The 11584-nt window shown below is 62.8% G+C and carries 9 protein-coding genes and 1 pseudogene; 4 read left to right on the top strand and 6 right to left on the bottom strand.

Annotated features, from left to right (window positions below; genetic code table 11):
- Window positions 1–311: 311 nt before the first annotated feature.
- Complete coding sequence (locus tag VG556_RS20375) at window positions 312–1607, top strand: tyrosine-type recombinase/integrase (RefSeq protein WP_306463829.1); 1296 nt, start codon at window positions 312–314, stop codon at window positions 1605–1607.
- A 531-nt stretch (window positions 1608–2138) separates the two neighbouring features.
- Here the strand turns inward: VG556_RS20375 and VG556_RS20370 are convergent.
- The 4 genes and pseudogenes from VG556_RS20370 to VG556_RS20355 form a co-directional block, all read right to left on the bottom strand.
- Window positions 2139–2422 (bottom strand): annotated as a pseudogene (locus VG556_RS20370) (integrase core domain-containing protein); the annotation flags it as partial.
- A 125-nt stretch (window positions 2423–2547) separates the two neighbouring features.
- On the bottom strand, window positions 2548–2886 hold the full coding sequence (locus VG556_RS20365) for a cyclophilin-like fold protein (RefSeq protein WP_004146590.1): 339 nt from the start codon (window positions 2884–2886) through the stop codon (window positions 2548–2550).
- A gap of 186 nt (window positions 2887–3072) precedes the next feature.
- Window positions 3073–4287, bottom strand: coding sequence for an MFS transporter (locus VG556_RS20360; protein WP_004146589.1), 1215 nt, complete (start codon window positions 4285–4287; stop codon window positions 3073–3075).
- Entirely contained in the window at window positions 4284–5339 is a 1056-nt protein-coding gene (locus VG556_RS20355) for an alpha/beta hydrolase (protein WP_004146588.1), read from the bottom strand. The genes VG556_RS20360 and VG556_RS20355 overlap by 4 nt, the downstream gene beginning before the upstream one ends.
- Window positions 5340–5474: 135 nt before the next feature.
- Between VG556_RS20355 and VG556_RS20350 the strand changes: the two genes are divergently transcribed.
- Together VG556_RS20350 and VG556_RS20345 are read left to right on the top strand one after the other, a co-directional pair.
- Window positions 5475–6362 (top strand): LysR family transcriptional regulator, encoded by an 888-nt coding sequence (locus VG556_RS20350; protein ID WP_032969003.1) that lies wholly within the window; start codon window positions 5475–5477, stop codon window positions 6360–6362.
- A gap of 75 nt (window positions 6363–6437) precedes the next feature.
- A complete protein-coding gene (locus VG556_RS20345) occupies window positions 6438–7112 on the top strand; it encodes a tyrosine-type recombinase/integrase (RefSeq protein WP_004146585.1) in 675 nt (224 codons plus the stop codon).
- Here VG556_RS20345 and VG556_RS20340 read toward each other — a convergent pair.
- Window positions 7057–8213, bottom strand: a protein-coding gene (locus VG556_RS20340; protein WP_087986235.1) for an IS3 family transposase whose coding sequence is annotated in 2 segments (ribosomal slippage) — window positions 7057–7973 and window positions 7973–8213 — 1158 coding nt in all. Because the reading frame shifts where the segments join, the coding sequence is not laid out codon by codon here. The genes VG556_RS20345 and VG556_RS20340 overlap by 56 nt on opposite strands.
- A gap of 9 nt (window positions 8214–8222) precedes the next feature.
- Window positions 8223–9677 carry a mechanosensitive ion channel family protein gene (locus VG556_RS20335; protein WP_158230173.1) on the bottom strand — a complete coding sequence of 485 codons (1455 nt, stop codon included), beginning with the start codon at window positions 9675–9677 and terminating at the stop codon, window positions 8223–8225.
- A gap of 691 nt (window positions 9678–10368) precedes the next feature.
- Here VG556_RS20335 and VG556_RS20330 point away from each other — a divergent pair.
- Window positions 10369–11577 (top strand): NnrS family protein, encoded by a 1209-nt coding sequence (locus VG556_RS20330; protein WP_032968996.1) that lies wholly within the window; start codon window positions 10369–10371, stop codon window positions 11575–11577.
- The last annotated feature ends 7 nt before the right edge of the window (window positions 11578–11584 follow it).

Raw genomic sequence — 11584 nt, 5'->3', positions numbered from 1 at the left:
GGACCAAGCCCCTCTGTTGAGGGGCTGCCCCGACAGGGGCGGGGAGAGGCCGGCAAAGGGAGGGGCCCACGCGTTGCGCAGCAACGTGTGGGGCGACGCGCAGAGCGCGTCGCGTCCCGCGCCAGATAAAGAAAAAGGGCTGCCTTTCGGCAGCCCTTTTTCTTTATCTGGCGGAGAGGGGGACTGCCATAGATCCGTCCAAGGAAATCCAGCGGCATCGCAAATAACATATATTTGCCATTTATTTTCAATGGCTTACAAGTGACGTCATCCAGCACCGTCCAGCAACACCCATCACCACCCAACGCGAAATGGCATACCAGATGGCATACTGGATGGCATACCAGATGGCATACCAGACACCCATGGCACTGCTTACCGACATCAAAGCCAGAAGCACCACTCCCGGGAGCACAGCACTGCCACACGGCGGAGTCCCCGGCCTAAGCCTGCATCCTTCACGCACAAAGAAGGGGCAAGGTAAGTGGGTCCTACGCTACGTGAGCCCTACCACTGGCAAACGCCGCAATGCAGGCCTCGGCAGCTACCCGCATGTGAGCATCGCCCTTGCCGGCAAGCTGGCTCGCGAAATGCGCGAAGAGATTGCACTTGGGCAAGATCCCCTGGCGACCAAGGCGCCCGCAGTTGCTGCACCCGTGATGCCAACCTTCCAAGAGGCGGCAGAACAGGTACATGCCGAACTCAAGCCAGGGTGGAAGAATGCCAAGCACGCCCAGCAGTGGATCAACACGCTTACCGAGTACGCCTTCCCCAAGATCGGCTCCCTACCGATGGATCAACTTCAGCCTCGTCATATGGCCGATGTCTTGCGCCCGATCTGGCTGGAAAAAGCAGAGACCGCTTCCAGGGTAAAGCAGCGTTTGCATGCCGTGATGGCCTGGGGCTGGGCACACGGGTTCAACCAAGCCAACCCCGTGGATGTAGTCACCCATCTGCTACCGGTACAACCCAGCAAGACGGTCAGACAAGAGCATCAACCGGCCATGCCTTGGGCCGACATCCCGGCGTTTGTCAAAACCAGACTGGCGGATACAAACGAGCTAGATGTCACCAAACGTGCGCTGCTGTTTTTGATCTTGACCGCTGCGCGCTCTGGCGAAGTCAGGGGAATGACTTGGGATGAGTTCAATTTGCGCAACAAAGTCTGGATCATTCCTGCCGATCGCATGAAAGCCAGCCAGACCCATCGTGTCCCACTCTCTGAACAAGCCATCACTTTGCTGCAGGTACAGGCAGGGAAGCACGATCATCTGGTCTTCCCATCGATCCAGTCCCGAACAGTCCTCTCGGACATGACCCTAACTGCGCTATTGCGCCGCCTGAAGGCCCACAGCGATAGCGACAAGCGGACAGCCACCGCGCACGGCTTCCGGTCAAGCTTTCGCGACTGGTGCAGCGAGGAAGGCTATGCTCGGGATCTTGCTGAACGCGCGCTGGCCCACACTGTCCAAAACAAGGTCGAAGCTGCCTATCACCGCACCGATCTGCTGGAGCAACGACGCCCCATGATGCAGGCATGGGCTGATTTCATCCTCCCCAGACCTGCTCCGGACTGCTCCAGTCAGCCCATAGACCGACACGAATAGTGTTCAAGACATCCGGCCTCGACTCAATCTCTGGATCTCCCACGACAAGTTGAACAGGGCTCTACCCCCATCTCACTAGGATGGGGGTGGACAGACGGGCAGATGGGAAGTAGTAATATTACTAACACAACTCCCATCGCGCCACAGCTCACGGCTTTGGCCATCGACGCCCATGAAAACCTTGCCTGTGACAGTCTGGCCTGTCCGGGACGCCTCATCGTCCCTACCTCTACCCGTTCTCGGTAGCACTGCCGCCTGCGGCTTCCCCAGTCCTGCTGAAGACTTCTTCCGGGAAGAGGATCGCTTGGATCTCAATGCCAAGCTGGCACCCAACCCACCAGCAACGTTCCTGGTACAGGCCGACTGCGGCGGCGCTGCACCTTCGAACGGCAGGTAACGGAGCTGCAAGTACGGGACGCACTGATCAACCGCTCCAGCCAATTGGGCGGACCGAAGATGCAACAAAGCCTCACGTCGATGCAAAACAGGCATTGAACCGCCCCGACTTTCTTGGAGGCCATTTGGTTTGAGTCAGGCCGCTTTGGCCTGACCGGCTTGCTGCCGATAGTAAGCCGCTTCGGCTTCCGCTGGCGGGATGTTCCCGATCGGCCCCAGCAGTCATTGGTGGTTGTACCAGTACACCCAGTCCAGCGTGGGGCCAGCTCCACCTGATCGCGATTGCGCCACGAATGCCGATGGATCACCTCGGCCTTGTACAGCCCATTGGTCGTCTCGGCCAGCGTGCTGCCATAGCTATCGTGCACGCTGCCCGCCGACAGTTCGACCCCGGCCTCGGCTAGTGTAGCGACCCATCGGTTCCTGCTCAGGTCATGCTACTAACAACCAAGCAGTTGGACAGCGCCGCCAAACGAAGTGGTCACAGCAGCCAGCCAGTTGGACTCTTGGCATGGCACCGATGTCCGCTTTCGGCCAGAAGCGGTCATTCTGAAAAGGCCACTCGACTACTACGATGGCCAAGCACCCGTCCTAGATCATGGGGATCGTTCACGTGTCCCAGCGGGGTATAGGAATAGGATGAACGGAAGGTCTCGTAGAAGAGGACCACGGTCTTCGAGCCATAGAGCATCAGATCGCCGTTCCGGATCGTGCCGGGATGGCTTGCATCGGTGGGCAATGCTTGCGGCAAGTCGACGTGTTTCTCGTTGCCGTTGAGCTCGGCCATCTCAAATGTCAAGGGGAGCCGGGCCGCGAATGCCCGCGCGGCATCGGTATCCGCCAACGTGATAGAGAAGCGATGTTCGCCGATGGTCATCCACATGCGGGCTCTCTCCTGTGTGGCAGGTACTTCGATGACCTCTTGAACATTCCCGACAGGTTCCTTTCGCTCACTGGCATTGCAGCCTCCCAGTATCAACAGGCCGAGCACCAGCAGGCTCGCTTGCCGCAACAGCCGCAATGTGGAACGAGCATCGTTAAACGCGAGGGGCCGCCTATTAACCATTGCTCAAGCGGCCCGTCCGGCCGACGCGCGCGACGTCAGCAACGTCAGGAAGGCACCGAGCAGAAGAACCACTGCGCTCGCCACGAACGTGCTTCGGTAGCCGCTGCCGTCGAACAACATCCCGCCCACGGTGGAGCCCAATGCGATCGCCAACTGGATCACGGCGACCATCAGGCCGCCACCGGCTTCGGCATCCTCCTCCGGCATCGCATCCGCGATCCAGCTCCACCAGCCGACGGGTGCCGCAGTGGCCAGAAGTCCCCACAACGCGAAGAGAACTGCAACTGGCCACATCCAAGCACCCAAGGGGATCAACGCGAGCGCGATTGCCGCCATCAGAACAGGAATGACGATCAGGATGCGATACAGGCCCCCCTTGAGGAAGGTGCCAATCATCGCCGTACCGATGAAGCCGGCGATCCCGATCGCGAGCAGGATCAGGGACAGCGTGGACACATCCACGCGAGTCACCGTTTCCAGGAAGGGCCGCACATACGTGAACAGCGTGAACTGCCCCATGAAGAACGCACCGCAGGCGGCCATCCCAAGCACCACGGTGCGACGCTTGAACAGACGGAATACATTGCCGGAGCCGTCGGCGCGCTCGGCGGCCATGGACGGCAAGCTGATCCACTGCCAGATGAAGGCGACGGCAGCCACCGGGATCAGGCAGAAGAAGGCGCCGCGCCAGCCGACCACCGAACCCAAGTGACTGCCCAGCGGCGCCGCGATCACGGTCGCCAACGCGTTGCCGCCATTGAAGACTGCCAACGCGCGCGGCACCTGCGCGGTCGGCACCAGACGTATCGCGGTGGCGGCCGACATCGACCAGAAACCGCCGATCACCACGCCGATCAGTGCGCGTCCCGCCAGGTAGACGACATAGTTCGGCGCCAGCGCGACCACCGCACCGGACACGGCCATCAGTCCGGTCAGCGCCAGCAGCAGGGTTTTGCGGTTCATGCTGCCGGCCAGCGTGGAAATCGACAGGCTGGTGATCACTGCGAACGCGCCGGAGATGGCGATGCCATAGCCCGCCAGCCCTTCGCTGACGTGCAGGTCGGCGGCCATCGGCGTCAGCAGGCTCACGGGCATGAACTCCGACGCGATCAGCGCGAACACGCACAGCGTCATGGCGAGCACACCGCCCCAGTGGGCGGGGCGCGCCGTGGCCTCGTATTGGCCGGTGACTGCCGGAACGTCCATCAACGTGGTCATTGCGCGGCCAGGTTCTGCCGGAAGAAGGCCGTCAGCTTGTCAAACGGAATCACGTCCACGCGGTCGTACAGGTCCGTGTGGTTCGCGTCCGGGATGATCATCAGCTCCTTCGGCTGCGCCGCGGCCGCGTAGGCGGTATCGCTGAAGTAGCGAGAGTGGGCCTTTTCGCCATGGATGAATAGGATCGGGCGCGGCGCGATCTCGTTGATGTAAGTCAGCAGCGGCATGTTCATGAACGACAGCGGGTTGGTGACGGTCCACGAGCCGTTCGAATTGACGGACCGCGGATGGAAGCCGCGCGGCGTCTTGTAGTAGTCGTGGTAGTCCACCAGAAATTGCGCTTCGCCGCCTTTCAGCTCGTTCATGGCCGGACCATGCGCGGGAGCGCCTTTCTCCGCGTCCTGCCAACGCTGCCGGCTCAGCTGCTCCAGGGTTTGCGTGCGCTGCTCGAGGGTCACGCTGTCGTTGTAGCCCTTGGACATGACGCGCGTCATGTCGTACATGGTGCTGGTCGCGACGGCCTTGACGCGCTTGTCCACGGCGGCGGCATTGAGCGCCATGCCGCCCCAGCCGCAGATGCCGAGGATGCCGATGCGCTCGCGGTCGACGTTGGCTTGCAGTCCGAGGAAATCGATGGCGGCGCTGAAATCTTCGGTATTGATGTCGGGAGAGGCGACATTGCGCGGCTCACCGCCGCTTTCGCCGGTGTAGGACGGATCGAACGCCAGGGTGACGAAACCGCGTTCGGCCATCGTTTGCGCATACAGGCCGGACGACTGTTCCTTCACCGCGCCGAAGGGGCCACCCACCGCGATCGCCGCCAGCTTGCCGCTGGCGTTCTTCGGCTGGTACAGGTCGGCCGCCAGCGTGATGCCGTAGCGGTTCTTGAACGTTACCTTCCGGTGCTCGACCCGGTCGCTCTTTGGGAACACCTTGTCCCAGTCCTGGGTCAGCGCCATCGTCTTTCCTCCTGAGGTCGGGACGTCTTGGGCGCCGGCGGCAAGGGGTGACAAGGCCAACATCAGCGCGGCGGACAGTGCGAATGCTTTCATTTGAGTCTCCTGGCGGTGGTCGGAAGACCACCATTGCCCGGCCAGTCTGGCGCCGCGTCGCTTCAGCGACTAGGTACTGATTACTGAATGCATCCATTAGCTCTGCTAATTGATGTGTGTGGCACACTGGCTTCCATGGCCAGGAGCAACCTCAACGATTTGCTTGCCTTCGTCACCGTCGCGCGCGAGGGCAGCTTCACGCGTGCTGCCGCCCAATTGGGGGTCACCCAATCGGCCGTTAGCCAGGCGATCAGCGGCCTGGAGGCGCGGATGCAGATCCGCCTGCTTACCCGCACCACGCGCAGCGTGGCACCAACGCCTGCCGGCGAGCGCCTGATGCGGGCGATTGGACATCGCTTCGACGAAATCGAGGCCGAGCTCGATGCCATTACCGAACTGCGCGAGAAACCCGCCGGGACGGTACGCATCACCTGCGGCGACCACGTGCTGCGCACCACGTTGCTGCCGAAGCTCGCGCCGCTGATGCATCAGTACCCCGACATCCACATCGAGTTCGATGTCTCCTATGGCTTACGGGACATCGTGGCGGATCGTTTCGATGCCGGCGTGCGGATGGGCGAGGAGATCGACAAGGACATGATCGCCGTGCCGATCGGGCCCAGGTTACGCATGGCGGCAGTCGCATCGCCCGCATACTGGGAAAAGCATCCTCCGCCGAAGACGCCACGGGACCTGGTCGCGCATCGCTGCATCAATATCCGGTTCCCGACGCATGGCGGGCTCTACGTGTGGGAGTTCGAGCGGGCTGGTCGGCAGCAGAACGTGCGCGTGGAAGGGCAAGTCATCTTCAACGCCAGCCACCACATCGTCGCGGCCGCGCTGGGTGGCTTGGGCATCGCCTACCTGCCCGAAGACGAGTTCGCGCCGCACCTCGAATCGGGCGAACTCGTACGGGTGCTTGCGCGGTGGTGCCCGCCATTCCCTGGATACCACCTGTATTACCCCAGTCGGAGGCAGCCATCACCTGCGTTCCGGTTGGTGGTCGATGCGCTGCGTGCCTGAGTCCGCTTTGGGTCGCATCACGCCTTCCTTCTGGGTGTAGGAGAAGCCTGACCAACCCTTCATCAGGAGTTGGGCATGGCAATTCTTCACACATATCAGCACCACGAGCCCTGGAACAAGGGCAAGCTGATCGGGCAGAAGGCACCGCTCAAGCTGAAAGACATCTGGGCTATTCGCATTCGCCTTCAGCTCGGCCACAAGGTCCGTGACCTCGCCCTCTTCAACCTGGCGATCGATTCCAAGCTACGCGCCTGCGACTTGGTGAAGCTGCGGGTATCGGATGTTTCCCATAGCGGTCAAATGGCATCCCGCGCCATCGTGATGCAGCAGAAGACCGGCCGACCCGTCCAGTTCGAGATCACCCAATCGACTCGCGAGGCCGTGCAGGCTTGGATCACCCACGCTGAGCTCAAGCAGTCGGATTTTCTATTTAGAAGCCGTATTTCGGACTCGCCCCACCTGTCGACGAGGCAGTACGCCCGCATCGTCCATCGCTGGGTAGAAGATGCTGGCCTCGAGTCGGGTTCCTACGGCACGCACACGATGCGCAGGACCAAAGCTTCGTTGATCTACCGCCGGACGCGAAACCTCAGGGCGGTTCAGCTATTGCTTGGGCATACGAAGCTAGAGAGCACCGTGCGTTACCTAGGTATAGAGGTCGATGACGCCCTGGAGATCGCCGAGCAGATGGGTTCTACCCCGAAATCACGGACTGTTTGGAAAAGGCTGAAAACTTCTGATCCTGTTTGACCCGGCGCCGTCGCATCCTGGGATTGTGGCGGCGCTCGATGTATTCGAACACATCGGACCTGGCGGCATCGAGTGTTGGATACGTTGTGCGATATATCCGCTCGCGTTTGAGCAGGCCAAAGAAGCCTTCGCAGGCGGCGTTGTCACCACAATGCCCCACCGCACTCATCGAGCAGAGCAGGCCATTGGCGGCCAGGTAATCCTGGTAATCACCGCTACGAAATTGGCTGCCGCGATCGGAGTGCAGGATCAGCGGATGCCGCTCCTGCCGTTGCCAAACCGTCATCTGTACCGCTCTGATCACCATCTGCCGGTCCTGCCGATGATGCATTGACCAGCCCACAATGCGCTGATCAAACAGATCCAGCACGACACACAGATACAGTTTGGCCTGCTGGGTCTTGATCTCGGTAATGTCAGTCACCCACTTGGTTTCCGGCTCCAGGGCGCTGAAATCACGCTCCAGCAGGTTGCGCACGCACGGCGGCGTCAGTGCCGGTTGGGCGCACTGACCACGCCGTTTCGGGCGCGGCCAGCCTTGAAGGCCTGCCAACGCCATCAGCCGGGCAACCCGGTTCCGACTGGCCGTCAGCCCTTCCTCGACCAGATCTTCCTGCATGCGGCCGGCACCCAGCGTGCCCCGGCTGTCCTGATGCAGCGCATGGATACGGCCCAGCAAGCGCTCGTTATCGCATTGACGAGGGCTGGGCAGGCGCTTGCTCCAGTCGTAGTAGCCACTGGTCGATACCCGCAGGCAGCGGCACATCAGGCGAATCGGAAACTCATCGCGGCAACGTTCGATCACCTGATACCTCAGGATGATCCCTTGGCAAAGAACGTCGCCGCTGCGCGCAAAAAATCCCGCTCCTTGGTGATCCTGGCCAACTCGCGCTTGAGCCGGGCAACCTCCTCGTCACGCGGGCTCCCGGTACCCGCAAAGGCGGCTTTCCCCAACGTCTCCGCCTCCCGCTTCCAGCGGGTCAGCAGACTGTCGCGGATGCCCAGCTCACGGGCCACCTGGGCGCAGCTGACACCGGGCCGACTGGCTTGCTCCACCGCGCCACGCTTGAACTCGGCACTGAACTTGCGACGCTTTGACATGAACACTCCTCATGGCCTCGATCGGCCTTCTTGTAAGTGTCCGTGAAAACGGGGGTGAACCCCTACGTAGAAGTCGTTGAGCGCGGTCTGCAACACGTAGGCAGGCGGTGCGTGCTGCACATGCCCGGTCCTGCCAGCCGCGTCCAGCAGCAGCCGATGCACCTGCCGCCACGGCGTGTCATAGCCGATGGTCACGCCGGTTTCCAGCCACATGCCAGCCGCCTGCGGATCACGCGAATAGTTCAGCAGCTTGCCGCTGAGCACATGCATGTTGGGCAGGCTGACCTCCACCCCGGTAAGGGTGCGGATGCGGGTGGTGAACAAACCGATCTGTATCACCTGCCCTTCCACCTCCGCCACTTTGACCAGATCGCCGACCGACATCGTCCTTGAATACAGCAGGGTGAAACCCGCCGCCGCCTGGCCGACGATGCTCGATCCGCCCAGCGAGATCATCACGCCCAGCAGCACCGTCAGGCCCTTGAACGCATCACTGCCCGAGCCGGGCAGATAGGGATAGGCCATCACCAGCGCAAACAGCCAGATGCCCGCGACGATCAGTTTGCGGCTGGGTTCGGCCAACTGGCGGTCGATGCCGAACAACTGGAAACGCCCATGCTGCACGCCGCGGAACAGGATGCCGATGATCTGGCTGGCCAGGCGTGCCAGCAGGAAAATGATCAGCGCCGTCACCAGCCCCGGGATGGCCGCCACCCCCGCCCACAACCAGGCTTTGGCCTGGGCAGCGAGCCACAACGTCATCGTCGTTGCCCACGGCTGGGTGTAGTCGAACTGATGGAATACATAGCGCAGCCATTCCTCGGCCAGCACCAGCACCGCCACCAGCAGCAAGGCGCGCGACAACCAGTCGGCCAGCGCATTGGCCCCATGCAGCATCTGCCGTACCGGCACGCTACGCAACGTCCCGGCTTTTTTACCCACCCAGGCCAGCATCGCCGCCCGCAGCTGACGTGCCAGCCAGGCCATCACCCAGGCCAAGGCGGCGGCCAGTGCGGTGGCGACAAGGCTGTGCAGCACACCGCGAAGCACCCGTCCCGGCGCACGCTCGCGCTCGGCGGCGGCGACCGCCTCGCCAAGCCGGCTGCGCACCTCCTCGCGTACCTGGGCCAGACTCTGGCCCTGCGCGGTATCCACATCGGCAGGCGTGATGAGGGTGACGACTTCCCCGCCGAGCAGCAGGATCACACCGGCGGCGGTATCGTTGAAGGTGACGCCGGGCGTTCCCGGCTCGTCGACGATGCGCTTGATGTTGAATTCGGCAACCTGCGCCCGCTGCAAGGGCGAGCGCCCCATGAACGCACTGCGGAAGGTCAGGATGTCACGGTTGTAATAGCGCACCGTCGCTGGGGCCTGCGCCTGAGCGGTGCTTTCTTCGGTCGCAGCCAGCAGCGGCGCAGGTGCAAGCAGCAGCGAGGCGCACAGCACAAGCAGCAGCCATGCCATCAAGGTGAACCCGCGTGCCAGTGGTGCTGTTTCGAGGCTGCTCCGGAACATCTTTCTGCTTCCCCGCAAGAAGAGATGACTTGCCGCTGGCGTGTTGCGTCGACCCGCTGCCAATCAGCCCCCACAGGCCGCAGGGTACGCCAGCTACGCCCGTGCTCCATCATCGCACCGCGGCAGGCGGATTGCCTGCCATCACGATCTGGCCACTATCGTCCAGGGTGCACCACACTCGCCCGCAGCAACGTAGCCCGGGTAAGCGCAGCGCACCCGGGAAGAGCGGTCCGGGCATCCGTATCCGCGCCAACCGCCCCGGGTGCGCTGCGCTTACCCGGGCTACGGCTTTGGTTAAATCTCGCGATGTGTGCTGTGGCTCGCTCCTGCGTGAGCGCCACGCCGACGGATCTGGGCGTCCCTCCCACTCCGCACCAACTGCCCCGGGTGCGCTGCGCTTACCCGGGCTACGGGCTTTCGTTCAATCTCGCGATGTGTGCTGTGGCTCACTCCTGTGCGAACGCCACGCCGACGGATCTGGGCGTCCCTCCCACTCCGCACCAACCGCCCCGGGTGCGCTGCGCTTACCCGGGCTACGGCCAACCATTGATCTGGCGATGCTTGCCGCGGCTTTCTGCTGATGGCGCCGGCCTTGATATTGGTCAGTCCCGGCGGCGACGAAGGGGCGGATACTCGCTGCGTGGACACTTTCACGACCCGCGTGCAGCTATTCAATGCGCCACACCGGCTGCTGTTCTTCATCGGTGTCTGCAATCTCGGCTTGGCGATGGCTTGGTGGGCGCTCTGGCTGGCCGGGTTGCAGCTGGGCAGCCCCCTGCCCGTGCCCGCCGTGCCGCCGGCCTGGCTGCATGGGCTGTGGATGCAGTACCTAGTGCTGCCCAGTTTCATCTTCGGCTTCCTGTTGACCGTATTCCCACGCTGGATGGGATTGCCGGCACTGCCGCGGTGGCAATACGCAGGCGTTGGTAGCGGACTGTTCGGCGCGCAGATCGCGCTGCTGACCGCCAGCAGCGGTTGGCAACCCGGGATGTGGTTGGCCCTGTTGCTGGCGGCGCTGGGATGGGCATTCGGGCTGGTCGTACTCGGCCGCCTGCTGTTGCAGGAGAAAGGCCGCACCTGGCATGCGTGGTCATGCTGGTCCGGCTTGCTGGTGGGCTGGATCGGCCTGCTCGGTTTCGCCGCCGCTGCCACAGGCGCTGATATCCGCTGGCAGGCACTGAGCGTGTCGCTTGGCACCTTCGGGCTGTTGCTGCCGATCTACGCAAGCGTCGCCCACCGCATGTTTCCGTTCTTCGCCGGCAACGTGGTGCCGGGCTACCAGGCATGGCGGCCACCACAATGGTTGGCGATCCTGTGGGGACTGTGCCTGCTGCATCTGGCCGGGGAACAGCTGCAGCAGCCACTGGCGACGCTGCTGGCCGATGCGGGCCTGCTGCTGTTGTCGCTGTACTCGCTGTGGCGTTGGTGGCCGCGCGGACCCAAGCCGCCGCTGTTGAGCGTGCTTTTTTACGGACTGGCGTGGTGGCCGCTGGCGATGCTGCTGTATCTGCTGCAGGACATCGCCGCGCTTGCCGGCCATACCGGCTGGCTGGAACGCGCGCCACTACATGCCTTGGCGATCGGCCTGTTCGGCAGCCTGTTGGTGGCCATGGTCACGCGTGTGACCCAAGGCCATTCCGGGCGTGCACTGGTGATGCCGGTGGTCGCATGGGTCGCCCTGCTCGGCCTGCAACTGGTTGCGGTGCTGCGCATCCTCGCACCGTTGCTGGACGATCCTTGGCATTGGCATGCCGTCGCCGCCGCCGGCTGGCTGCTGGTGCTTGCACCGTGGTTGCTGCGGTTGGGGTGGATCTACTGGCGCCCACGTGCGGACGGCAAGCCGGACTAATCGTTAC

Source organism: Stenotrophomonas sp. CASM106 (assembly GCF_049384825.1).
Taxonomy (GTDB): domain Bacteria; phylum Pseudomonadota; class Gammaproteobacteria; order Xanthomonadales; family Xanthomonadaceae; genus Stenotrophomonas; species Stenotrophomonas muris.
Note: the sequence above shows the minus strand (reverse complement) of the source record. Positions and strands in the feature narration are given on the sequence as shown.